The organism is Bacillus manliponensis (genome assembly GCF_000712595.1).
GTDB lineage: Bacteria > Bacillota > Bacilli > Bacillales > Bacillaceae_G > Bacillus_A > Bacillus_A manliponensis.
Genome location: NZ_JOTN01000004.1, coordinates 257421 through 281142 on the forward strand (window position 1 = coordinate 257421; position 23722 = coordinate 281142).

General features: G+C 34.9%; 21 protein-coding genes, 1 tRNA gene and 1 pseudogene. 17 read left to right on the forward strand and 6 right to left on the reverse strand.

Going from position 1 to position 23722, the window contains the following annotated elements; genetic code table 11:
- The first annotated feature begins 4 nt into the window (after positions 1-4).
- The 6 genes and pseudogenes from BAMA_RS24445 (at position 5) to BAMA_RS07260 (ending at position 4931) form a co-directional block, all read left to right on the forward strand.
- The gene (locus BAMA_RS24445) at positions 5-130 is read left to right on the forward strand and encodes a paeninodin family lasso peptide (protein ID WP_034637720.1); all 126 of its coding nucleotides are present in this window, start codon (positions 5-7) and stop codon (positions 128-130) included.
- A gap of 99 nt (positions 131-229) precedes the next feature.
- Complete coding sequence (locus BAMA_RS07245; protein ID WP_034637726.1) at positions 230-1159, forward strand: phosphoenolpyruvate carboxykinase (ATP); 930 nt, start codon at positions 230-232, stop codon at positions 1157-1159.
- The gene (locus BAMA_RS07250; protein ID WP_034637727.1) at positions 1156-1455 is read left to right on the forward strand and encodes a lasso peptide biosynthesis PqqD family chaperone; all 300 of its coding nucleotides are present in this window, start codon (positions 1156-1158) and stop codon (positions 1453-1455) included. The genes BAMA_RS07245 and BAMA_RS07250 overlap by 4 nt, the downstream gene beginning before the upstream one ends.
- A gap of 20 nt (positions 1456-1475) precedes the next feature.
- Positions 1476-1937, forward strand: a pseudogene (locus BAMA_RS25135) (lasso peptide biosynthesis B2 protein); the annotation flags it as partial.
- Positions 1938-3125 (forward strand): nucleotidyltransferase domain-containing protein, encoded by a 1188-nt coding sequence (locus BAMA_RS07255; RefSeq protein WP_034637866.1) that lies wholly within the window; start codon positions 1938-1940, stop codon positions 3123-3125.
- A 12-nt stretch (positions 3126-3137) separates the two neighbouring features.
- Positions 3138-4931, forward strand: a complete 1794-nt coding sequence (locus BAMA_RS07260) for an ABC transporter ATP-binding protein (RefSeq protein WP_034637729.1) — start codon at positions 3138-3140, stop codon at positions 4929-4931.
- A 42-nt stretch (positions 4932-4973) separates the two neighbouring features.
- On the opposite strand, the gene odhB is transcribed toward BAMA_RS07260, so the two are convergent.
- Together odhB and BAMA_RS07270 are read right to left on the reverse strand one after the other, a co-directional pair.
- Complete coding sequence (gene odhB / locus BAMA_RS07265; protein WP_034637731.1) at positions 4974-6242, reverse strand: 2-oxoglutarate dehydrogenase complex dihydrolipoyllysine-residue succinyltransferase; 1269 nt, start codon at positions 6240-6242, stop codon at positions 4974-4976.
- 96 nt (positions 6243-6338) lie between these two features.
- Positions 6339-9191, reverse strand: a complete 2853-nt coding sequence (locus tag BAMA_RS07270) for a 2-oxoglutarate dehydrogenase E1 component (RefSeq protein WP_034637735.1) — start codon at positions 9189-9191, stop codon at positions 6339-6341.
- Between the two features lie 729 nt (positions 9192-9920).
- Here BAMA_RS07270 and BAMA_RS07275 point away from each other — a divergent pair.
- Positions 9921-10727 (forward strand): alpha/beta fold hydrolase, encoded by an 807-nt coding sequence (locus tag BAMA_RS07275; RefSeq protein ID WP_034637738.1) that lies wholly within the window; start codon positions 9921-9923, stop codon positions 10725-10727.
- Between the two features lie 126 nt (positions 10728-10853).
- Entirely contained in the window at positions 10854-11669 is an 816-nt protein-coding gene (locus BAMA_RS07280; protein ID WP_415782866.1) for a YwqG family protein, read from the forward strand.
- Between the two features lie 136 nt (positions 11670-11805).
- Here the strand turns inward: BAMA_RS07280 and BAMA_RS07285 are convergent, their stop codons facing one another.
- Positions 11806-13032: a nucleoside-diphosphate sugar epimerase gene (locus tag BAMA_RS07285; protein ID WP_034637744.1), complete on the reverse strand. Its 1227-nt coding sequence runs from the start codon at positions 13030-13032 to the stop codon at positions 11806-11808.
- Positions 13033-13385: 353 nt separating this feature from the next.
- Here BAMA_RS07285 and BAMA_RS07290 point away from each other — a divergent pair, with 353 nt between their 5' ends.
- The 3 genes from BAMA_RS07290 to BAMA_RS07295 all read left to right on the forward strand — a co-directional run bounded on the left by BAMA_RS07290 (position 13386) and on the right by BAMA_RS07295 (position 15107).
- Positions 13386-14480, forward strand: coding sequence for a response regulator aspartate phosphatase (locus BAMA_RS07290; protein ID WP_034637747.1), 1095 nt, complete (start codon positions 13386-13388; stop codon positions 14478-14480).
- On the forward strand, positions 14477-14611 hold the full coding sequence (locus tag BAMA_RS25375; protein WP_265182706.1) for a hypothetical protein: 135 nt from the start codon (positions 14477-14479) through the stop codon (positions 14609-14611). Before BAMA_RS07290 ends, BAMA_RS25375 begins: the two co-directional genes overlap by 4 nt.
- A 217-nt stretch (positions 14612-14828) precedes the next feature.
- On the forward strand, positions 14829-15107 hold the full coding sequence (locus BAMA_RS07295) for a DUF1292 domain-containing protein (RefSeq protein WP_200874665.1): 279 nt from the start codon (positions 14829-14831) through the stop codon (positions 15105-15107).
- A gap of 366 nt (positions 15108-15473) precedes the next feature.
- Here BAMA_RS07295 and BAMA_RS07300 read toward each other — a convergent pair whose 3' ends face one another.
- Positions 15474-16043 carry an imm11 family protein gene (locus BAMA_RS07300; protein WP_034637750.1) on the reverse strand — a complete coding sequence of 190 codons (570 nt, stop codon included), beginning with the start codon at positions 16041-16043 and terminating at the stop codon, positions 15474-15476.
- A 39-nt stretch (positions 16044-16082) separates the two neighbouring features.
- On the reverse strand, positions 16083-17708 hold the full coding sequence (locus BAMA_RS07305) for an AHH domain-containing protein (RefSeq protein ID WP_034637751.1): 1626 nt from the start codon (positions 17706-17708) through the stop codon (positions 16083-16085).
- 299 nt (positions 17709-18007) lie between these two features.
- Here BAMA_RS07305 and BAMA_RS07310 point away from each other — a divergent pair, with 299 nt between their 5' ends.
- Positions 18008-19102 (forward strand): response regulator aspartate phosphatase, encoded by a 1095-nt coding sequence (locus tag BAMA_RS07310; RefSeq protein ID WP_034637752.1) that lies wholly within the window; start codon positions 18008-18010, stop codon positions 19100-19102.
- Positions 19099-19221, forward strand: coding sequence for a hypothetical protein (locus BAMA_RS25380; RefSeq protein ID WP_265182707.1), 123 nt, complete (start codon positions 19099-19101; stop codon positions 19219-19221). Before BAMA_RS07310 ends, BAMA_RS25380 begins: the two co-directional genes overlap by 4 nt.
- A gap of 309 nt (positions 19222-19530) precedes the next feature.
- Here the strand turns inward: BAMA_RS25380 and BAMA_RS07315 are convergent.
- Positions 19531-19603: transfer RNA gene (locus BAMA_RS07315), tRNA-Val, on the reverse strand.
- 421 nt (positions 19604-20024) lie between these two features.
- Here BAMA_RS07315 and BAMA_RS07320 point away from each other — a divergent pair.
- From BAMA_RS07320 to BAMA_RS07335, 4 genes are all read left to right on the forward strand, one after another.
- Positions 20025-20636: a DedA family protein gene (locus BAMA_RS07320; RefSeq protein WP_034637753.1), complete on the forward strand. Its 612-nt coding sequence runs from the start codon at positions 20025-20027 to the stop codon at positions 20634-20636.
- Between the two features lie 287 nt (positions 20637-20923).
- On the forward strand, positions 20924-22180 hold the full coding sequence (locus tag BAMA_RS07325; protein ID WP_034637754.1) for a D-alanyl-D-alanine carboxypeptidase family protein: 1257 nt from the start codon (positions 20924-20926) through the stop codon (positions 22178-22180).
- A 240-nt stretch (positions 22181-22420) separates the two neighbouring features.
- Positions 22421-22987 carry a signal peptidase I SipW gene (gene sipW / locus BAMA_RS07330; protein WP_034637756.1) on the forward strand — a complete coding sequence of 189 codons (567 nt, stop codon included), beginning with the start codon at positions 22421-22423 and terminating at the stop codon, positions 22985-22987.
- Between the two features lie 66 nt (positions 22988-23053).
- A complete protein-coding gene (locus tag BAMA_RS07335; protein WP_034637758.1) occupies positions 23054-23641 on the forward strand; it encodes a CalY family protein in 588 nt (195 codons plus the stop codon).
- The last annotated feature ends 81 nt before the right edge of the window (positions 23642-23722 follow it).

The window sequence follows — 23722 nt, forward strand, 5'->3', positions numbered from 1 at the left end:
TAGTATGAAAGAACAATGGGAAAAACCAGAATTAGAAATACTTACTATTCATATGACAATGGCTGGACCAGGATTGAGAATTGCTGATGCCGAACAGACTGATCCAGACGAAGATGTTCACTATAGTTAATGTAATCATCTTTAACAAAATGAGTATAGAGAGCCCTTATACATTAAGTATGAGGGCTTATTTTTAAACTGTATGCTTTAACTAGTTGGAGTGAATAAGATGAGAACAATAAAAAGGCAGATTTATAAAGCGTTTGGATTAACTGTATGTAGTGAATTTTTGCTGCCAGAACTGTCAACGTATGAGATCGATATAGGTAGAGCAGATGTTGTAATTGAAGTTAAGGATTTAACAAAGGTGTGGAACGAGTTAGCCAATTCTACAAGAAAATTTATTGTGACAGACCGTATGGTGATGTTTCGAATTACGGACACTGCTATATTTTCTGTACTAGAAGGGAAAAAAATCATTGTTTCACCAATAGAAAAGTATGATGAAGGAAAATTACGTCTTTATATTCTTGGTACTTGTATGGGTGCCTTATTAATGCAGCGAAAGATACTTCCTTTACATGGGAGTGCAATAGCTATTAATGGAAAGGCGTATGCCTTTATTGGAAATTCTGGTGTAGGAAAGTCAACCTTAGCTTCGGCTTTCTTAAAGAAGGGATATGAACTGATAAGTGACGATGTCATTCCTGTATCGGTTTCTGAAAAAGGCATTCCGTTTGTTACACCATCTTATCCGCAGCAAAAATTGTGGGAAGAAAGTATTTACGCCTTTGGTATGAACAAGGTAGAGTATAGTCCGTTATTTGAACGAGAAACAAAATATGCTGTACCGGTTTCTTCTCGTTTTGTAAATGAGACTTTACCATTAGCGGGTTTGTTTGAACTAGTAAAAGGAGAAAGAGATGACATTCAAATTCATAGTATTAAAAAATTAGAACGATTTCGTACTATGTTTTCTCACACTTATCGTAATTTTTTAATTGGCCGGTTAGGTTTGTTAGAGTGGCATTTTAAAATGTGTGCTAATATCGTAAATCAGATTGATATGTTTCAATTGCAAAGGCCAAACGATGGTTTTACGGCAAATGAATTAGTGGATGTAGTATTAGATTCTATACGTAAGGGGGAGAAAGAATGATTAATTTAAGGGAAGTTTCATTAAGTAGTATTGTTGCTCAATGTGAAGGAAACATAGTCAGTGATATGGATGGAGAGACTGTGATGATGAGTGTGGAGAATGGTAAGTATTACAACTTAGGAAAAATAGGCGGCGCAATTTGGAATATAATGAAGGAACCGGTTTCTATCGAACAGGTCGTTACCATACTTATGTCAGAGTATGATGTAGAAAGAGAGGATTGTGAGGAACAAGTACGTTCTTTTTTAATTCAATTATATGAGGAAGATTTGATTTGCATTAAACATAAAGATTGATGAATGGGAGGAGAGAGTGAATGGACATTGTCAGAAAGATAAAGCGTTTTTTATCAATGGATCGAGCGAAACAGTTTTTACTTTTAGAGGCTTTTTTCTATTTAGGATGGGCTCGAATTCTAAAGGCTATGCCATTTTATAAACTCGCTCCAAAACTAGGGGTCTATATGGACGAGACACCTGTAAGTCGTGATCATATTAATCAATCTGTAGTAAGCAAGGTTTCTGATGCAATACATATAATGAGTGTTTATACCTTTTGGGAAAGTCACTGTCTTGTTAAAGCAATTGCAGCTATGAAGATGCTAGAAAGAAGGAGATTAGAAAGTACCTTGTATTTTGGGACAGCAAAAGATACAGATGGTAGGATGATTGCCCATGCATGGTTACGCAGTGGTTCTTTTTATGTAACTGGATTAGAAGGCATGGAAAAGTTCACAGTTGTTGGTAAGTTCGCCAAACAGAGTGTAAACGAGACTTTGATGAATAATGATTGTAGTTTAGATTTATTACATGTATCGAAAGAACTGCAGTTACAATTGGAAATGATAAAAAAAAGCAATTCGAAAGAAATGGAAACTATTAATAGAAAATGGTTTGAGGAAATTGACTGGAGTCAATTTCTTGCACTTTCTGTACATCATCGCATTTATCCCTTCTTATATCCAAAAATAAAAGAAGTTGATGAGGGGACAATTCCAGCGTACGTTATACAGGAGTTGTGTAGGAAGTTTAAAAATAATACATTTAAAATGTTGTATTTAAGTAGAGAAATGGGAGAAATCAGTAGGTTGTTTTCAGAAAGGAAAATACGTAGCCTGTTTTTAAAAGGGCCAGTTATCGCTGCGGATTTCTATGAAAATATTTCTTTAAGAACTTCGGGAGATATTGATGTTATCGTACCTATACAAGATTTAAAAAAGGTGCATGAATTACTTTTACCTCTTGGGTATGTGAAAGAAGCTGACTTTGAAACAGTTTTAAGTGAATGGAAGTGGCGGCGGCATCATGTAACATATTACCACCCAGAGAAAAAAATGAAACTAGAGATTCATTGGAGATTGCATCCAGGTCCTTGTAAGGAACCGACATTTCATGAACTTTGGGAACGAAAGCGAATAAGTTATATTGGAACATATCCAATATATTGTTTAGGAAAAGAAGATTTGTTTATCTTCCTGTTAAACCATGGAAGTCGTCACGGTTGGTCTAGGTTGCGGTGGTTACTTGATATCGACCAGTTATGTAAAAAGGACATTGAGTGGGACGTAGTTAATAAGTTATTAAAAAAATATCACTGTCGTCATATAGCTGGTCAGGCACTTATTTTATCTTCTCAATTATTTAATACAGTCATACCAGAGAGCATATCTTCCTGTTTAATAAAAAGGAAGCCTAGGAGATTGGCACAAAGTACAATATTTTATTTGGAAAGGATGGTAAATTTACATACAGAACCTGTTCCAGAAGAAGTATGTAAGTATCATGAACGTTATTTGTTCTCTTTAAAAACAAACGTACAAAAATTTATTTTTATCGTTAGTTTTTTATATCCATATGCAGAGGACACAAAAACGTTGCCTTTACCAAAGATATTACATTTTTTATATTTCCCTTTACGTCCTATGTTATGGGCTTGGAGAAAAACGAGGAAGCGTGTTTTATCGTAGGAGGATGTAAAAATGGATCATATTTTATATTTTGTAAAGCAATTACATTCTTTTGCAGGAAAGAGCCTTTATGTTAATCTTTCAGGAATGATTTTTATTAGTTTTCTTGAAGGAATGGGTATTTTCTTGTTAATTCCTATGTTAAGTATAGGCGGAATAACAAATACAGGGGATAGTACTGTTTTTGAAGCTTTTGCATTCTTTCAAAACCTTCCTCTAGCAGTAAGTTTACCTCTTATTCTATGTATATATGTTTTATTAGTTGTTAGTCAGAGCCTCATGCAACGCAGTATAACAATTGGAAATATGAAGATTCATCAAGGCTTTATTCGGTATTTACGGTTAAGGGTGTATGAGGAAATGCTCTGTTCAAATTGGAGCTTTTTTGTGACAAAGAGAAAAACGGATCTTATTAATATACTAACAACAGAGATTGGACGTGTTAGTGGAGGCGTTCGTTTAGCTATGCAATTATTAACCTCTTTCATTTTCAGTATTGTACAAGTAGGACTAGCATTTCTTGTATCTGTACCAATTACACTTTTTGTACTTTGTTCTGGTTTTGCTCTTGCCTTCTTTTCTCAGAAGTTTATTAAGCGATCTAGAGCACTAGGAAGTAAAACATCTGAGTTATCCAAAGCGTATTTAGCCGGGGTAACAGATCAATTGAACGGCATAAAAGATATTAAAGCGAATTATTTAGAAGTATCCCATTTGAACTGGATTCGTAATTTGACAACAAAAATGGAGCAAGAACAACATGAGTATATACATGTAAAAACGATGTCTCAATTTGTTTATCAAGTTACATCCGCTTTATTAATTGCACTTTTTATTTTTTTATCTATAAAGATGTTTCACGCTCAACCAACACAACTACTACTAATTATCCTCATCTTCTCCAGACTATGGCCAAAATTTACAACGATTCAATCAAACCTTGAACAATTAGCAGCAAGCATACCAGCTTTTCAATCTTTAATTCAATTGCAGGAAGAGTGTGGGCAGGAAGCAGAATTACAACATGTGAGGCAATATGAGCATGTGGAACGACTGTCTTTAGAACAGGAAATAGAATGTAGGGATGTTTCATTTCGTTACAGCTTGGCGAGTGATACTTATGCACTTAAAAATATTAATATAAATATTCCTGCTTATAGTATGACTGCTATTGTTGGAAAATCAGGTGCGGGGAAGAGTACGTTAATTGATCTTTTAATGGGGCTTTTGCAGCCAGAAACAGGAGAGGTATTAATCGATGGTACACCTCTTACGAATGAGAATGTGTTGTCACTAAGGCGAACTCTTAGTTATGTTTCACAAGATCCATTTTTATTTAATGCAAGCATACGAGACAACTTACTTATGGTTGAACCGAATGCGACGGAAGAGCAGATGTGGGAAGCATTACAGTTTGCAGCAGCTTCTGAATTTGTTAAGGGACTGTCAAGTGGCATCAATACAGTGATTGGAGATCGTGGAGTGAGACTTTCTGGTGGAGAGAGGCAACGGCTTGTATTGGCACGTGCCATTTTACGAAAGCCATCTATTCTTATTTTAGATGAAGCAACGAGCGCACTTGATACAGAAAATGAAGAGAAAATCCAAGTGGCGTTAGAACAATTAAAAGGGAAGACTACCATTATTGTAATTGCGCACCGATTGTCGACAATTCGAAATGCAGATCAAGTCATTGTGATAGATAAAGGACAAATTGTACAAACAGGATCATTTCAGCAATTAGCAAATGAGAGAAGGGGAGTATTTCGGCACTTGTTACAGAGTCAAGTTGGAGTTGGAAGCTAAATAAAAAAGCCCCGTCTGCTTATGCAGGCGGGGCTTTAATTATTAACCTTCTAATAATAGAGATTTTGGATCTTCTAGTAATGCTTTTACTGTTGCAAGGAAGCTAACTGCTTCTTTACCGTCTACGATGCGGTGATCGTAAGATAATGCGATGTACATCATTGGACGGTTTTCCATGCGCTCTGCATCAATTGCAACTGGGCGTAGTTGAATTGTATGCATACCTAGAATACCTACTTGTGGTCCGTTTAAGATTGGCGTTGACATAAGAGAACCGAATACGCCACCGTTTGTAATTGTGAATGTACCACCTTGTAGTTCTTTTAATGTTAATTTGTTGTCACGAGCTTTTTTACCAAGTGTGCTAATTTCTCTTTCGATTTCAGCGAAGTTTAGTTTGTTTGCATCACGAACGACAGGAACAACTAAACCTTCTGGAGCTGAAACAGCGATTCCGATATCATAGAACTTCTTAAGTACAAGTTCATCACCTTGAATTTCAGCGTTTAATAATGGGAATTGTTTTAACGCTGCAACAACTGCTTTTGTGAAGAAGGACATGAAACCAAGACGTACATCATGTTTCTTTTCGAATGCATCTTTACGGTCTTTACGAAGCGCCATAACTTCTGTCATATCAACTTCGTTAAATGTCGTTAACATTGCAGCTGTTTGCTGAACTTCTACAAGACGGTTTGCAATTGTTTGACGACGACGAGACATTTTTACGCGCTCAACTGGCTTTTCAAAATCAGTAGCCGCTTGAGTTGGAGCAGCTGGTTTTGGAGCTGGTTTTTCAGCTTTTTTCGCTTCGTTAGCTGAATGTGCTGCTACATCATGTGGTCGTACACGTCCTAATGGATCGCTGCTAGATACTGTATTTAAGTCAATGCCAAGCTCTCTTGCCATTTTACGAGCAGCTGGTGATGCGATTGGACGATTTGTATTTGGAAGTCCTTGCATTGGTTGAGCGCCTGTTGTAGGAGCAGGTGCTGCTTCTTGTTTTGGCTCTTCTACAACTGTAGCTGCTTCTTCTGCATTACCTACGCCAACTGCAACTGGTGCTGCAGCCGTACCGTTTGCATCTAATACCGCGATAACATGACCAATTTCTACGATATCACCAGATTCTCCGCGTAACTCTGTTACAATACCTGAGTCTTCTGCAATGATTTCTACGTTAACTTTATCTGTTTCTAGCTCAACAATGCTTTCGCCTTTCTCAACTTTGTCGCCAACATTGACAAGCCATTGTGAAATTGTTCCTTCTGTAATAGATTCCGCAAGCTCAGGTACTTTAATTTCGATCATTTTTCATGTCCTCCCCTTATTTGCCTAACATTATGTTTGATATTCGTAATCTTCATTGGTATTTCATAAAGGTAAGCGGGGAAGTCCCGCTTATCCTTATTTATTGTGAATAGGATCTTGCTTTTTTGCGTAATGCATATTTAAAGTTTGATTTATAATAAGCTCTTGTTCTTTTTTATGAACGTAAGAGTCACCACCAGATGGGCTGGAACGGTCTGGGCGTCCAATATAACCAACTTTTAACTTGCTGGCAGCAATTTCGTATAACGTTGGTGCGATATAGTGCCAACCACCCATATTTTTCGGTTCTTCTTGTACCCATACAATTTCCTCAAGGTTTGGATAACGATCCACAATTTCTTGAACCTTCTCAAGAGGGAATGGGTAAAGTTGTTCGATACGTGCAATGTGAACTTCATCTAAATTATGTGCTTCTTTATTAGATTCAATTTCTACTGCTAAATCAATTGCCATCTTACCAGTTGTTAACACAAGACGTTTTACTTTCTTTACATCTGTGCCAAGGTTTGGTTGCTCAAGTACAGTTTGGAAGCTTCCTTCGCTTAAGTCAGCAGCAGCTGAAGTTGTTAATGGATGACGTAATAAACTCTTTGGCGTCATAATCACTAACGGACGAACAGCTTCTGTACCAAGAATCGCAGCTTGACGACGTAAAATATGGAAGTACTGCGCTGCGCTTGTTAAGTTTGCGACTGTCCAGTTGTTTTCAGCGCCGAGTTGTAAGAAGCGTTCTGGACGAGCGCTAGAGTGTTCTGGACCTTGACCTTCATAGCCGTGTGGTAGAAGAAGGACAAGACCTGATTTTTGACCCCATTTCGCTCTTCCTGCTGAAACGAACTGATCGAATAATGCTTGTGCTGTATTTGCGAAATCACCGTACTGTGCTTCCCACATAACAAGTGTTTCTGGTGAAAATACGTTATAACCATATTCATAACCTACAACAGCAGCTTCTGAAAGCGGGCTGTTATGAACAGCGAAAGATGCTTTCGCTTCTGGTAAGCGGTGCAATGGTGAATACGTTTCATTTGTATCTGCGTCATGCAGCATAATGTGGCGCTGCGCGAACGTACCACGCTGTGAATCTTGTCCTGTTAGGCGAATTGGTGTGCCATCTTGCAAAATTGTTCCGAATGCTAACGCTTCAGCAAGTGCCCATTCAATTTTTCCACCGTCTTGAAGTGCATTTCTACGGCGTTCTAGAATTTTCTTCAGCTTTGGATATACGTTAAAGCCTTCTGGCCATTGTAGTAAATCTTCATTGAGTTGCGTTAACGTATTCAGTGCAACACCTGTGTTCATTTTTGGAATACCAGCTGCAATAACTTCTGGAATGTTTACTTCAGCTGGGACATCATCTGTATTTGCAGCTGGAAGCTGTAAATAGTCAGATTTTAGTTGTTCTTGAATGAACTGTGTAATTGTTTCAACTTCATCTTTATTTAAAACACCTTCGTTTTGTAATTGCTCTGCATATAATGCTCTAACAGTAGGGTGTTTCGTAATTTTTTTGTAAACGTGTGGCTGCGTCACTGCTGGATCATCCATTTCGTTATGTCCATAGCGGCGGTATCCAATTAAATCAATAACGAAATCTTTGTTAAAACGAGTGCGATACTCATAAGCAAGTTGAGCAGCTGCAAGGCAGGCTTCCGGGTCATCAGCATTCACGTGCACAACCGGTACTTCAAAGCCTTTTGCAAGGTCACTTGAATATGTTGTCGAACGAGAGTCAGAGCTATCTGTCGTAAAGCCAATTGCGTTATTTGCAATGATATGAATGGATCCGCCAGTATGGTAACCATCTAATCGGCTTAAATTTAATGTTTCTGACACGATACCTTGACCAGGAAATGCAGCGTCACCGTGTACTAAAATTGCAAATGCTTTTGAAATATCTTGCTCAGGGTGACCAGAGTTACTACGGCTTTCTTGTGCAGCACGTGCATAACCTTCAACAACTGGATCAACAAATTCAAGGTGACTTGGGTTGTTTGCAAGTGTTACGCGAGTTTGAACTGTGTCAGAGCCAACAACTTGCTTGCGGCCTAGGTGATATTTTACGTCACCAGTCCAGCCAGCATTGCTGTTTTTCTCATCAGACTCAATGTCTACATGTTTGAATTCTGCAAACATATTGCTATATGGTTTTTCTAATACATGTGCAAGTACGCTAAGACGTCCGCGGTGAGCCATACCAATCATGACATCATTTACGCCGCCCTTTGCACCTTCAGCCACAATTTCATCTAGTACAGGTACAAGCATATCAACGCCTTCAATCGAGAAGCGCTTTTGACCAACAAATGTTTTGTGTAAAAACTGTTCGAATCCTTCTACTGCTGTTAATCGTTTTAACAATGCAGTTCGTTTTTTCGTTGGTAATGGTTGACGTAGCTTATTAGACTCTACCATGTTATATAACCATGCACGCTCTTCATGGTCTTGTACGTGGGCGAACTCGTAAGCTAATGATTTTGTATATACATCTTTTAATCTATTAATCGCATCAAAAGCAGTTTGGATTTCTGCTGGTGCATCTTCCCAAACCATCTTCGCTGGAATCGCTTTCAAATCGTTTTCGCTAAGCCCGTTCATTGTCGCATGCAAGATAGACTGTCCTTCTGCTGTCTCTGCTAGCGGGTTAATTTGTGCGGATAAATGTCCGTGTGAACGAATGCTTTCAATTGTTTTCATTGCTTTAATCACTTTTTGAATGTCAGCAGCGTTTTGAGAAGGAACAGCTGTATGCGTATTGTTCTCCGCTGTAACATTATAAAATGGAGGAGCTCCCCAATTTATAAAAAGTTCTTTTAGTTCAGGGTCCACAGACTCTGCGCCAGCTACGTAAAGATCATACTGCTCAATGACGTAACCGAGGTTCGGACCGTGGAATTTCATCCAAGGGTTCGTATTATTACTCGTCATTTGACAAAACCTCCCAATGCATTTTCTTTTTCCTTTCTTGGGACAAGAATGATGCATTTTTGCTCTTTTTCATTTTCGTAATCTTTGCTCAGTAACATACATATAAATCCAATTTAATTTCTAGCCATGTAAACCACTGCTACGTCAAAATGCAAGAGAAGTGATCTCACTTACTACTTTTGTTTTCACGTGGCATGGGGTAGGAAAAGGCACTGACCGTTACTATGCATGGCCGGATGCTCTATTCTACCTAAAAAGAAGGGTTTCTGTCTTTTTTCTTGGATTTACATAAATTCTTTTCTTTACTCTATATGTTATTACAATAATTTACACAATACCAAACGTTATTACTTATGTGCTTTGTAAAAAAACATTCACAATTTCTTATCATCTAAGTAAACAGTTTATGTTATGAAACAACTTACTAGAAAATGGATTTAATGCTTGCATCACATCTTGATAAGTGAAAATTGTATAAAATATTTTCCATTAATAACCTTTTGGATTATGTATATTAAAATAATAAGCGCTTGCAAGATTATTATACAACAATAAAACGAAATATAACACAAAAAATAAAATATTTAGAATTTATAATTAAATATTTTTATTATAATAGGATAACCTTTATGCTACTACCGCTTCTGTAAGCTGCAGTTCTAAATTCCTTTCTTCTTCATACACATCATTATGGAAATAAAAAATTGGAGATGGAGCAGGGGGAAGGGAATGAGTCATTATATAAAGGTAGAAAAAGAAGTTGCACTGCATGTCGAGGATTTAGGAGAGGGAACACCCGTCGTTTGTATACATGGATGGCCATTAAATCAAAAAATGTTTGAATATCAAATGGAAACTATCTTAAAAAAGGGATATCGTTTTATAGGAATTGATTTAAGAGGTTTTGGAAAATCAGATCATCCGTTAAAGGGGTATGAGTATAATAGAATGGCAGATGACATACGTGTAGTTATTGATAAACTACAATTACAAAACATTATACTTATTGGCTTTTCGATGGGTGGCGCAATAACGATTCGTTATATGGCCCGTCACAGTGGACATCATGTTAAAAAGTTTATCCTTTGGGGAGCTGCGGCGCCGTCATTTGTACAGCGGCCAAACTATCCATACGGCATGACGAAAGAAGCAGTAAATGAATTAATTAAAGGGATATATGAAAATAGGCCGAAAGCACTGCATGATTTTAGTGAACTATTTTTCTCAAGACCAATTAATGAATTTTTGAAGCAATGGACATATGGATTAGGGCTAGAATCTTCGAGCCACGGCGTAATTGAATCGGCCAAAGCACTTCGTGACGAAGACTTACGGCAAGACTTAGCAAAAATTAAAGTACCAACTGCCATCTTTCACGGCGTGCATGATAAAATCTGTCCGTTCGACTTTGCGAAGTTGATGCATGAAGGAATTAAAAACTCTAAACTCGTTCCGTTTGAAAATAGTGGCCACGGTTTATTTATAGAAGAAAGAGTGAATATGAATTGGGAACTTATGCAGTTTATTACGTCATAAAGAAGAAGGCACAGCTTCTTTTTTAGAAGGTGTGTTTTTTTCTTGCAACTTATTCTAGAGTTGTTGTACAATCAGGATGAGAACAAATGTTCTATTTAGAGGTATATGAAAAGGGGAGGCGTTCGTTTGAAATCTCATGTTGAATGGCCATTGGTTTTACAGTCGTATAAAGATATATTGGAAACAACAATACGCCCTTATGTAGAAATTAAGGCGCATAAAGGAAATACTTCTTTGGTTCAAAGTAAATTTGGTGGTTATCCGTACCTTCCTTTAACAGTGGAACATCCAAAAGACGAGAATGGGAAAGCTATGATGTTATTAGCACAGTTGAATTTTACGGAGATGCCTAAACTAGAAAATATGCCTGAAAAGGGGATTTTACAGTTTTTCATTTCATATGAAGATGATGTGTACGGTATGGATTTTGATGAACAAACAAGCCAGAAAAATTTTCGCACTGTTTACTATGAAGATGTTATAACAGATGAGTCTTTACTCGTAACAGATTTTGATTATATGGATGAAATTGATAAAGATATGCTCCCGTTTACAGATGAATACAGGCTATCCTTTCAATCAAAATATGAAGCAATGAGTATGTATGATTATCGCTTTGAAGAATTAACTGAGGGAATTATAGATTTGGATGAAATGGTTGAAGTGGATGGTGAAACAATTGATATGTGGGAAGTGTGTGCAGAATATTTACATAGCACTGGACATAAAATAGGAGGCTATCCGTACTTTACACAAACTGATCCAAGAGAAAGGGAGAATAACTACTCTAGCCATAATATATTACTTCTTCAAATAGATACGGATGATGGGGAAAATGATATTATGTGGGGAGATTCAGGTGTGGCAAATTTCTTCATTAAGGAAGACGACTTGCGAAATTTAAACTTCTCTAACGTTTTATATAACTGGGATTGTTGTTAAAACAATTATGATAAAGTATACCCCCGGTCTATTATTTATAGCCAGGGGTATACTTTTAGGTTTATATGCAATTGATAAGGTAGTAGGAAAGTATTTAGAAATAGATTTAATAAAGTGAATCTATGCTTTATTAAATCTATTTTGGTACCTTCATTTCGGATGCAACAGCTTTTATAACACGCTCTTTTACTCGAGGTAAAAATTGCTCTTCTGTCCCTGGTAGTAACACCATTAATTTCTGTTCTTCTAGATCGTATCCGAAAATATCAATTTCACGTAAATTTGCTGTTAAAATAGCATTTAATTTGAGTAAAGGTGGATTACATAACTGAATTTCAAAGTAAGAATAAGGGTGCGCTAATGTTTTAAAGCGCTTTTGTTCAATATGAAGTAAATGCTTAAATTCTGTTGCGCGATAAAGATTTGTATTAGGAAATGTTCGAGTATGTTTTTCCTCTAACCAAGCATTTGAAGCATATTGCAATGTATCTCCCATCCAACGTAAATACCAAATAAAGAGCTCAAACTGATCCGATGTAAGTTTAGAAAATTCAATTTCATCTAATACGACTAAATAACGAATTTGCTTTTGGACGGAAATAGGTCCAACTAAGAGAGGTGCATAATCAAAATCATTATTTGTTCGGAAAAAAGGTTTGTTGTATGCTAAAGCGTTTTTAATTACTTGCGAAGTTGTATTAACTAATATAGATTGTGGAAAAGATTGCTCCCCTGTTTCTAGTCGTAGCTTAATACGAAGTGATTGTTTATTATCATCAACGTAATAAATAGCTATTTTCTTTGCTCCGAAGTAAGTTTTTAATATGTTCATTCCTTCGTCTAACACAATTTCAGGATGTGTATTATTGAGTGATTTAAACATATGAAACATTTTTGATAGATGATTATCTGATTCGATTGCACGTGATCGCAATGCTACTCTTACTTCGTTTAGTTGTTTTACCGTTTGTTGTAAATGCTTATTGTCATCTTGTAGTTTAGTATTTTTTTTAGAAATATTTCTGTATTTTTCTTTATGAGAAGTACTCATACTACCAACATATATACAAATAATGAGTAAAAATAATCCACTTAGCCAATACTCTAGTGAAAAGAAGTATAATAAAATATTTTCTCCTTTATATGTACCAACGAGTAATACATAAATCACTATTTCTAAAAATACAAATAAAGAGATTTTTATGCCATAATGATTTGCAAAAAATAATAAAATGAATAAAAGTATGAAATATTCATATATAGGTGTAAATAGGTTAAAAGAAATAGAACTCATTGCTAGTGCTAAAAATACAATAGTAGGTTCAATTAATTTATGAAGTATACTTGGCTGTTTGTAATACATATAAAAACCTTTCTTTCAAGTTTATCCCGCATTAACAGGCTGTAAAGCCCCCACTGAGTGAAGTTTCACTTTATTTTTCAATATTACTTAATATAGATTAACATAGATTGCATAGGAGAAAAATAAAAAATTCAATTCAATAAGAGAAAGAATTCCGATATATTTATAGTCAAGATATAATGTTCATTTCACCTACAAGTAGTATTTAGGAGGGAAAACCTTTTAGAAAAGAAAAACCAACTTCTTAATTAATTATCTGAAAATTCTTGAGAAATAAAATTGTCACATTTTTTCTATGTTGGTTTTTGTTATTGTTTAGTAAAGAAACATATAAAGAGCAGAGGGGGGTACTCATGGACATTCAAACAAAGGGGCATGAACAAATTGCAACATTGTTGAACGAATGGTACGTAGCAATTCGTTCCAGACATTTAGAAAAAGCAAACAACTTAAAAGAAAAAGTAGAATTAAACATAAATGAGATTAACGAAGACCCAGAGTTACAACAGAACTTTTTACTATTCAAATTCCGCTATAACTACTTAATTGATAACTTAGGAGTGTCAAAAGATAGTTTTAAAGAAATTGACTCCTTTGGTGTACCAACAAACAACGCATTAGCTTACTATTATCATTTTCTAAAAGCGATTCATGCTAACGCAATTGGGGAATACACACTAGCGAAAGAGCAATACGAGAAAGCAGAATCGTTTTTACATTATGTTGAGGATGAGCTGGAGCATGCGGAGTTTTACTACAAACTAGCGACATCTCACTACCATGTGTATCAATCATTGTTGGCGATTACTCATGTAACAAAAGCGAAAGAGATTTTCTCTAAACATGATGGTAATGAGCTAAACCTAGCATTTTGTGAAAATCTGTATGGGCTAGCTTGTGTCCATCTAAAAGAATGGGAACTAGCTGAGGAGTATTTGACTGCTGCAATGGATGCTTTTCAGAAGGTTGGGGAAGAGCATTTTATCCTTATGGTCCGTCAAAATTTAGGGTTAATGTACGCCAATCAAGACCTTTCGCCGTTAGCAATTCGATATTTATCTGAAGTTAATGAAAAAATGCCAAATAATTATAGAGCATTATTTGTTGAAGCGAGAGAACAATTTAAAATGGGCGAAACAGAAATTTCTTTAGAATTGATTGAAAAAGGATTAACAATATGTGGTGAATTAGAAAATGCTGAATATCAGTATCGTTTGGCAATTTTAAAATCAGTAGTGCAAAAAGAATCAGCAAGTGAGCTGGAAAAAGTAGTTTTAGCAGGAATGGAGTACTTTAAAAGAGAACAATTATGGGAGTATGTTCAAGAACATACTGAAGTAGTTGCTGTGCAGTATCATAATGAAAAGAGTTTTGAACAGGCGAGCAAATATTTTTATTTAAGCTACGAAGCTAAAAAAGAAGTGCATAAAAAGGGGGCATTAAAATGAAAAAGGTAGTACTTAGTTTAATGGGACTTGCAACAATTTTCACACTAACATTTGGTGTACATGGTTCAACAGAAAATAACAAAGTTGCTAGTACACTGAAAACAATGGCAGATGGAAATACTGGCGGTTGATTCATTCAAACAATCTAGAAAAAACAACCTGTAATTCAGCTAAACTGAATTGTAGGTTGTTTTTTATTATGGCAACGTTCTTCAAAAATATCTGAAGGTGGATGCATAATGGTAGTGAAAAAATTATATTTTTTACGCATGAATTTAGTTTTTTGTGGGAAAATATGTTAGTATGTATGCGACTTGAATTTTTTTGTAACAGTATGAAAGGAGGCACATGAACATGGCAGAAATTGAAGTAGGAGAAGTTTTTACTCTTAGCGATGAGAGTAACGAAGAGCAAGAGGTTGAAGTGCTTGGAGTAATGAGCGTTGAAGGAGCAGAATACATCGCTGTTGGTTTCGTAGAAGACATTCAACAAGAAACAGAAGAAGACATTGATATTTTCTTTTTACGAGTAGAAGAAGATGGTGAGTTTTCATACATTGAGAACGACGAGGATTTTGAAAAAGTATCTGCTGCTTTTGAAGAGATTTTGGATGAGGAAGAAGATTGATATCAGTTATCTGAAAGAGAGGGATACTTATGTGCCCTCTCTTTTTGTATTGTTTGAATCAGTGAATAAAAAACATTCTATACGGTGATAGAATGTTTTTTCATTGTAGTGTAAGTGAAGTGTATGTGATCTCGACTGGGTTCGAACTAGCCCTCTTCACCCTTCTAATTAAAATACTTTTATAGTAATTGGAAAATGTAGTGAAGTGGTTTGTTATACTATTTTCGAGAATTTTATATTATGGATAAATCACATAATATAGAAGCGCTTTTTTACTATTCATTTTAACAAGGGTTTCTTGCTTATTCTAAAGCATCTTTACATGCTTAAATATATCCTTTTCACTACTTGTAAAATATTTTAGTTTCACATGTCTGATTCTGAATCCCATACTTCTACAAATTCAAAACCTTTTAAATCACTTTCTAAAACTGCATTTCTAAATTCATCTGATACAAAAAAGTAGTTTGGGTGAACTCTTTTATTTATATACACTTTAAAAATCATTTCATTTTGAACAACACTAGGAATAAATACAAATTTTTCACAGCCTATTATTAAACCTGAACTTAACTTTTTGAATATTGTATTATTAATATCAAGTGCATCCAATACATGTAAAATGTGAATAGCATAGTATTTTTCGTTTGTTGTTTTATGGATTAATGGTAGAAATTCAACATTGTTACCTACTAAAGGTTCTAATACTTGCTTAGCTTTCTCACTAATTATTTGTACACCAGATTTCCCCCAAAAAATAGGACAATCACTTTGATATCCTTCATCTGTTATCTCAATAAATTTAGGTGTCCATGAACCTGATAAACTCACTGTAGAATTAAAAGTATTTTTAAAATATCCCTTGTCTTCTTCATAGTTTAATAATTGAAAGGTTTGATAATCGTCAGTTGAACTTTTTAATTGCCAAATTTTCATATGTATATTCTCCTTCGCTATTTATTTACTAAGATATAGTTATTTTCTTGGTTCATTTAGTTTTATTTTACCTTCTAATAACTCTTGTCTTATTTGATGTAAAACTTCAGCTATATCAGCTTGAGTGCCACCCATTTCTATAACACTATTCAGCCTTTCTGTTACCTCTCTGATGTACTCTTTAGAATGGTTACCTACATGTAAAACTTCAGTGGTCACATAATCATTCACTTGATAAGGTAAAAACACCCCATTTGCAGCAGAATCAGGGTCTATTCCAATCTCTTTTAATAATTCCTGTACTTCCACAGCCCTACCATCATTCCAAGGTACAATGTGATGTGCTGCATTAGGATACGGTGGTGGTTCAATTCCTGCATCCTTAAGTTCTTCACGTAATACTTTAGATGCTGTATATGAATCGGGATATTCATTTTTTACATTTACTCTATCAAGTACTTTATCAGCATAATCCTTTATTACTTCTTGTACATCTTTAATCTTGCTTTTCCCATTTTTCAAGAACACAAATGTATCATGTGCTTCTTTTAAATAACCAATAGGATTTCTCTGAGTATTTTTAAATTCACTAGCACCAACAAATGCAAATCGGTCTTGTAACGGTAATTTATTTGTAATAGATGAAACAACTTCGGAGAATTTAGATACATTCGTATCTTCTCCTAGTGTAGTTACTTTACCTATTTTACTTACTTTACTTATCCCTTTATCACTAACCACCCCTAAACCAACTTCCATAAACGCAGATATTATCCAACTTGTAGTACTCTCAGCATCACCATGCACAACGTCATTAATAAATGAATCTGATAAGGTATTCCACATCGTAAAAAATGTTTCTATAGGGTGACCTACAGCATATTTAAGGTTTTCTTGTGTTACTGTATCATCTAGCGAATCGAACCCCTCTTCAATACCTTCAATCACTTTTCCCGAACCATAATAAATACCCCTCAAAATTTTCTCTAATAAAGATTTTTCAGTATTATTATCATTCACTTCAACTTTTAGTTTCTCTGCTTGACGATTTCTCTCTTCCGTAATCACTTGAATTGGCTTTGCCCATTCCATATTTAATTTTTCGATATGAAATGTTCCGCTGACAGCTTGAAATCCTTTTCCACTTTGTACTTCTGCAAGCCCTTTTGCGATACTAGTAGCTAACTGAAGGGCTGTAGTATAATTATTGCTAGAAGACGCGTTAAATTGATGTAAACGTTCTAACTTATCTTCTAGTTTTCGCTTCATCGCATGATAAATTTGTAGCATTGCTGCCGTCTCAGGCGTTAGTTCACTCATTGCCTCAATGGCTGCAATCATTTGCTGTAGTTCTCGAATTTGTTCAAGTATTTCTTGTTCAATCACATCTACTGTAGCAACCTCTGATTGAAAGTCACTTGGAAATACCTCGTTTTGGCGAATTAATTCTTCACATAAATAAATAATTCCTTGTGCTAACTGCCGATACGTTTGCACAAAGAATATTTTTGCACTATCATACGTTTTACCTTGAAGCATGATGTCACCTGTAAACGCATCAATTGAACGAATTACTTCTTCCATCCCTTGAATTGTTGCGTTACAAAAAGCATTCATGCTTTCTGTTTGTGCCTGTACTTCCCCTATGTACATGTTTAGACTCATGGGTTGACCTCCTGTACGAAACTTTCAGTCGTTAACTTAATCAAAAAATAATATAACTCCTAATTTCCCTTTTATTTCATAAACAAATTATACCATATGAGACTAGTTCACAGTACCAAGCCATTTCACCTACTAAAATGAAAAGTGTTAATAAGACTCATATAATAGAATTGCATTCTGCTATTGAATTTAAAGCTGGAATTGTCAAACGAATGTTGAGAAATATAAAAGTAAATTTTCATTAAACTGTATTCTTGCTATCATTGTTTGTAGGAATATTCAAAAAGAGAGGGGATTTCATGAACGTTCAAATAAAGGGGAATGAACAAATTTCAAAGTTACTAAGCGATTGGTATCAAGAAATACGTTCACGTAATATAGATAATGCCCATAGTTTAAAAGAAGAAATTAATTCCATCATTCACAATAACGAAGTAGACTCAAACATGTTACTTTACTATTACCTGTTAGATTTCGGTTATAAATATTTAGTCGATAATTTAAGTGTTTCAAAGAATAGCTTTGATAAAATTGAATCTTTTGATATTCCCGCCGATAACTTTTTATCTTATTACTATCATTTTTATAAGGCTGTTCATTCAAATGCAATCGGCAATTATAACCTTGCTAAAGAACATTATGATAAAGCAGAATTTTTACTCAAACACATTCCTGATGAACTGGAAGAAGCAGAATTTCATTATAACTTAGCAACATATCATTATCATATTTATCAAGCGCTTTTAGCCATTAAGCACGGCACAAAAGCTAGAGATATATTTGCTAAACATGAAAACTATGAATTAAAAGCAGCCTATTGCGATAATTTATTAGGGTTAGCTTGTACGCATCTAAAGGAATTTGAACTAGCTGAAGAATACTTTGTTACTGCAATGGATACATTTCAAAAGCAAAAGAATGAGAAAGCAATCTTACTAGTTCGTCATAACTTGGGCTTTATGTATGCAAGTCAAAACCTTTCTAGTTTAGCAATTCGATATCTTTCAGAAGTTGTTGAAAAGAAACCTCATCATTATAAAGCTATTTTTGTTAAAGCAAAAGAACATGTCAAACTAGGTGAAGAAGAAATTGCATCTCAACTCATTGAAAAAGGCTTAACTATTTGCAAAGAATTAGGAAACGAAGAATATCAGTATCACTTTACAATTCTAAGAGAAATAAACAAAAAAGTTGCTGCTGAAGAATTAGAAAAAGCAGTACTAGCAGGAATGGGCTATCTTAAAAACGAAAGATTATGGGAATACGTTCAAGAATACATGGAAGAACTAGCAGTCCAATTCCATAAAGAAGGAAGCTTTGAACAAGGAAGTAAATATTTTTACTTAAGTTATGAAGCTAAAAAAGAAATTTTTAAAAAGGAGGCGTTAAAATGAAAAAGCTATTATTAGGAATGTTATTGATGACAATTGTAACGATAGGCACACAGACTCCAGTTAACACTCAAGCAGCTATTAATACTCTACAGAGCTCAGCTCATGGAGATACAGGTTGATTTATTGAAAACTTAGGGCGCTTACCTATTCTTAAGGAGGCGTTCTTTTTAATTCCATAATAATTAAAACTGGTTCCAGTGTCTCTACACAGTGTAAGTGTTATTCATGTATCCAAACATCAATAATAAATATTTGGACGTATCTTCAAAATTAGATGTTGAACTAGTTACACTAGAAAAAGCAGATTCATTTTTAGGTATTAAAATATTATTAAACTTGTCAACGAATTGTTTCTATATCATGAGCGGCTAAATATACGACAAAAAAGCGTTTTATTAATTAATAAAACGCTTTTTTGTCGTATGATATGATCCCGACTGGGTTCGAACCAGCGACCTCCACCCTGTCAAGGTGGCGCTCTCCCTGCTGAGCTACGGGATCATGATATGTAGAGAGTTTTAAATCTCTTTTGGAACTCTATTAGGTTAATTATACAGAATTGAGTGAAATCTTACAATGGTTTTTGATTGAAATATGGAAATAAAGTGAACCTTCAATCAGTGGATCCATCTCCCACTGATTGTTAGCCCGACCAATCAGGCTGTTAATCTCCCACCTAAACTGCTTCGCATTCTCTCAAGTTCTGAGTTGGAAGTCTTACAGCCCGTTAATGCGGGATAAATAAGCATCAAATTTACAAAAACATTACAAAAATGTAATGTAAGCATAGTAGTTTATTTTATTTTTTTCATTTATAATCGAGGGATATAATCTTTCTTATTTTTCTGTCAAGGGAATTTGAGAGAGTTGTAAGTAAGAGAATGGTTATATTTATATTGTTTTTTTGTAGAAGGAGACAAACATGGAAGCTTGGATTACACAAATTATGGAGCAGTTTGGTTACTTAGGCATTTTCTTTTTAATTGCCCTTGAGAATTTATTTCCACCAATTCCATCAGAAGTAATTTTGACGTTTGGTGGGTTTGTGACGACGACGTCGGATTTAACGATTACGGGTGTTATTGCAGTGGCAACAATTGGTTCGGTTGTTGGGGCTGTATTGTTATATGGTGTTGGTCGCTTGTTAGATGTGCAGCGATTAGAGAAAATTATTGATCGTTATGGATATATACTTCGTTTAACAAAGGAAGATATTCATAAGGCAGATGCTTGGTTTGATAAATATGGAATTTGGACGGTATTCTTTTGCCGAATGATTCCACTTATTCGTAGTTTAATTTCGATTCCTGCGGGGATGTCTAATATGAATTTTCCGTTGTTCCTTGTCTTTACAACAGCGGGAACGTTAATTTGGAATACAGTGTTAGTAAACTTAGGAGCGGCAGTGGGAGCTTCTTGGAAAGATATTGTTGCTTATATGGATATTTTTTCAACAGTTACTTATATTATCTTAGGACTTGTATTCCTTTTCGTGTTAGTTTGGTATATGAAAAAACGTAAAGAGAGAAGATAATTTTAAAAGGACACTTTCAATGAAGAGTGTCCTTTTTTCTATTATTTTAGTTATTTTTGCTTTTTATTGTATAAAAATACATTGCGAAAAATAAAAGGGTACATTATAGTAGAAGGGGATTTTTTATACCAATAAATTGTATGAAAACTCAGTCACTATATATATTTTCTTTTTAAAATATGATATAGTCAAAAATGGAAATAAATAGAGAATGAAATAGATAGTAATGAAAATGGCTTTGCTTGTATACGTATGGAAGTGAAGCGGGGAAGAAAAGGGAGAGGAATATGGTATTTTGGAAGAAAGCGTTTGCTTTTGTAGTTGCAAGTCTACTATTTTTTGTTACACCTGTAACAATGTATGCAGAAGGTCAGCTTGTCCCAGAGGTAGAAGGTCAGTTTGCGGTCTCTATTGATGGAAGGACAGGGGATGTATTATATGATAAAAATGCATATGCATATGCATATCCTGCCAGTATGACGAAAGTGTTAACTGCCATTTTATTAATGGAACATACGGAAAAAGGCGAACAAATTGCATTTTCACAAACAGCGTTAGATCAGGTGAAAAGTAATTATCAAATCGAGTTACAAGTGGGGGAAACGGTAGACCGGGATACAGCGCTTATGATTTTAATGGTGCTAAGTGCTAATGATGTTGCATATGCCATTGGTGAGCATGTTGGGGGAACTGCGGAGAACTTTGCAGCTATGATGAATGCGAAAGCGAAACAACTTGGAGCAAAAGATAGTAACTTTGTAACATCAAGTGGTCTGCACGATCCAAATCATTATACAACTGCTTATGATATGGCAATGATTACGAGAGGAGTCCTTCCATATCCTGAAATTTTGACGGCAATGAATACAAAAGAAACGACTGTTACAACTTCATTGCAAACGGCTTCGATCTTTAATAAAGGTAGATATTTCGAAAATCCATATTGTATCGGTGGAAAAACAGGATTTACAGATGAAGCACGTAATACACTTGTTCAATTAAATGAGAAAGATGGAAATCGTATTATTAACGTGGTGATGGCTTCTCATCGACCAGCTATTTATGAAGATATGAAAAAGCTTGCTGATTTTGCATTTCCACAGTTTACAAAACAGATGGTTCTTGATAAAAATAGTTGGAACGAGGAAGCTAATTATTTAGAAGAACAAGTTGACGGTGAGTTAGAGAAAAGTATTGAGCTTGTAATGAAGCAAAATGAAGGTAAAAATGTAAAGGCTGTTTTTAAACAAAGTGAAATTGATAAAAAATCATTATATGAAACAGGTATTCACCGCGGAGATGTGATTGGAACGGTGGATGTGATGAAAAATAATGAAACGTTAGAAAGTGTAAATGTTCTTTCTACAGAAGATATAGCGTTTGAAAGTCCAAAAAAAGCAAGCAATCCAGTTGTGAAAAGTTATTCATGGAAGCTAGTTGCAGGTATTGGGGCTGGCGTGATTATAGTTGCGATAGTTGGAATTTATGTTGGCAGACGACGCAGAACGAATGTTGTTTCTAAGAAAGAAAAGCAGATAAGTTAATGTATGTTGTAAGGAAGAAAGTTACTAGGAAATAAAGTAGTAACTTTCTTTTTTATTTGAGTAATGTGGTGTTTTTTGTCTATTTAAGTAGAAAAATGGAGGATATTAATTGTGAGAAAATGTAAAACTTTTATTGTGTTATCCTAAAGTTCGTTATAATATGAAATTAAGTTCTTTATAAAGAACTTTTATTTTGTGAAATGATAGAGTTCATAAAACCATGAATAGGAGACGAGACGAATGAAATTTGTTTGGAAGATAATTAGTAATATTATCTCATTTGTTTTATTTGCAGTGATGGTTTGTTTAGCATTTGTTGTTATTTCGTCGAAAGCAAGTGGTGGTACTCCTACTGTGATGGGTTACCAATTTAAAACGGTATTATCAGGTTCAATGGAGCCGACATTTTTAACAGGATCGATTATTGCGATTGAGCCAACGAAAGATGGTTCTCAATATAAAAAAGATGACGTTATTACGTACAAAGAGAAAGAAGATCGTATTGTTACTCACCGTATTATCGATGTGAAAAACGTAAATGGACAAGTTATGTATGAAACGAAGGGTGATAACAATAATGGGCCAGATTCCGAGCCAGTACTTGCGCAAAATGTAATTGGGAAGTATGCCGATATTACAGTTCCTTATGTTGGTTACTTATTAAATTACGCGAATTCTAAAGCTGGTGCAGCGCTGCTCCTCATTATTCCAGGAGTGTTTTTACTAGGGTATTCTGCAATTTCTATTTTTAGTGCTATTCGTAGTATTGATAGTGATAAAAAGAAGTCTGCGGAACAGTCTGTCTAACTCGGTTATGCCTTCCATTTTTGGAGGTTAACAAATATATATAAATATAATTGGGGGAAGTAGAAAATGAGTTTAAAAAAGAAATTAGGTATGGGCGTTGCATCAGCAGCACTAGGTTTATCTTTAATCGGCGGAGGAACGTTCGCATTCTTTAGCGACAAAGCGCAAACAAACAACACATTTGCAGCAGGTACGTTAGATCTTAGCGTAGATCCAACAACAATTGTAAACGTAGGTAATTTAAAACCTGGCGATACAATTAAGCGTGATTTCAAATTAGAAAATAAAGGTACATTAGATATTAAAAAAGTATTGCTGAAGACAGATTACAAAGTAGTAGATGCAAAAGGTGATAATAAAGAGGATTTTGGTAAGCACATTAAAGTTACTTTCTTAAAAAATGTTGATAAGCATGAAACAATTGTAAAACAAACGACGTTAGATAAATTAAAAGGTGATACACTTACTGCGGTAGATAACGATCTTTCAGCTTGGTTCTGGGATGAGAAAGGTATTTCTGCTGGAAAGAATGATAAATTTACAGTGAAATTTGAGTTTGTTGATAATAAGAAGGATCAAAATGAATTCCAAGGCGACAAACTTGAATTGAAATGGACATTTGACGCACAACAAGAAGCTGGTGAAGACAGATAATAACATAAAAAGACTATCAATTTGATAGTCTTTTTATGTTATAGAGTACAGGATGCATATCATTTTCTTTATAACAGATTA

What these genes read in the sequence shown, in the direction of transcription:
- BAMA_RS24445 (WP_034637720.1), top strand. Translation starts at nt 5, where the DNA reads ATGAAAGAACAATGGGAAAAACCAGAATTAGAAATACTTACTATTCAT.
- BAMA_RS07245 (WP_034637726.1), top strand. Translation starts at nt 230, where the DNA reads ATGAGAACAATAAAAAGGCAGATTTATAAAGCGTTTGGATTAACTGTA.
- BAMA_RS07250 (WP_034637727.1), top strand. Translation starts at nt 1,156, where the DNA reads ATGATTAATTTAAGGGAAGTTTCATTAAGTAGTATTGTTGCTCAATGT.
- BAMA_RS07255 (WP_034637866.1), top strand. Translation starts at nt 1,938, where the DNA reads ATGAATAATGATTGTAGTTTAGATTTATTACATGTATCGAAAGAACTG.
- BAMA_RS07260 (WP_034637729.1), top strand. Translation starts at nt 3,138, where the DNA reads ATGGATCATATTTTATATTTTGTAAAGCAATTACATTCTTTTGCAGGA.
- odhB (WP_034637731.1), bottom strand. Translation starts at nt 6,242, where the DNA reads ATGATCGAAATTAAAGTACCTGAGCTTGCGGAATCTATTACAGAAGGA.
- BAMA_RS07270 (WP_034637735.1), bottom strand. Translation starts at nt 9,191, where the DNA reads ATGACGAGTAATAATACGAACCCTTGGATGAAATTCCACGGTCCGAAC.
- BAMA_RS07275 (WP_034637738.1), top strand. Translation starts at nt 9,921, where the DNA reads ATGAGTCATTATATAAAGGTAGAAAAAGAAGTTGCACTGCATGTCGAG.
- BAMA_RS07285 (WP_034637744.1), bottom strand. Translation starts at nt 13,032, where the DNA reads ATGTATTACAAACAGCCAAGTATACTTCATAAATTAATTGAACCTACT.
- BAMA_RS07290 (WP_034637747.1), top strand. Translation starts at nt 13,386, where the DNA reads ATGGACATTCAAACAAAGGGGCATGAACAAATTGCAACATTGTTGAAC.
- BAMA_RS25375 (WP_265182706.1), top strand. Translation starts at nt 14,477, where the DNA reads ATGAAAAAGGTAGTACTTAGTTTAATGGGACTTGCAACAATTTTCACA.
- BAMA_RS07295 (WP_200874665.1), top strand. Translation starts at nt 14,829, where the DNA reads ATGAACATGGCAGAAATTGAAGTAGGAGAAGTTTTTACTCTTAGCGAT.
- BAMA_RS07300 (WP_034637750.1), bottom strand. Translation starts at nt 16,043, where the DNA reads ATGAAAATTTGGCAATTAAAAAGTTCAACTGACGATTATCAAACCTTT.
- BAMA_RS07305 (WP_034637751.1), bottom strand. Translation starts at nt 17,708, where the DNA reads ATGAGTCTAAACATGTACATAGGGGAAGTACAGGCACAAACAGAAAGC.
- BAMA_RS07310 (WP_034637752.1), top strand. Translation starts at nt 18,008, where the DNA reads ATGAACGTTCAAATAAAGGGGAATGAACAAATTTCAAAGTTACTAAGC.
- BAMA_RS25380 (WP_265182707.1), top strand. Translation starts at nt 19,099, where the DNA reads ATGAAAAAGCTATTATTAGGAATGTTATTGATGACAATTGTAACGATA.
- BAMA_RS07320 (WP_034637753.1), top strand. Translation starts at nt 20,025, where the DNA reads ATGGAAGCTTGGATTACACAAATTATGGAGCAGTTTGGTTACTTAGGC.
- BAMA_RS07325 (WP_034637754.1), top strand. Translation starts at nt 20,924, where the DNA reads ATGGTATTTTGGAAGAAAGCGTTTGCTTTTGTAGTTGCAAGTCTACTA.
- sipW (WP_034637756.1), top strand. Translation starts at nt 22,421, where the DNA reads ATGAAATTTGTTTGGAAGATAATTAGTAATATTATCTCATTTGTTTTA.
- BAMA_RS07335 (WP_034637758.1), top strand. Translation starts at nt 23,054, where the DNA reads ATGAGTTTAAAAAAGAAATTAGGTATGGGCGTTGCATCAGCAGCACTA.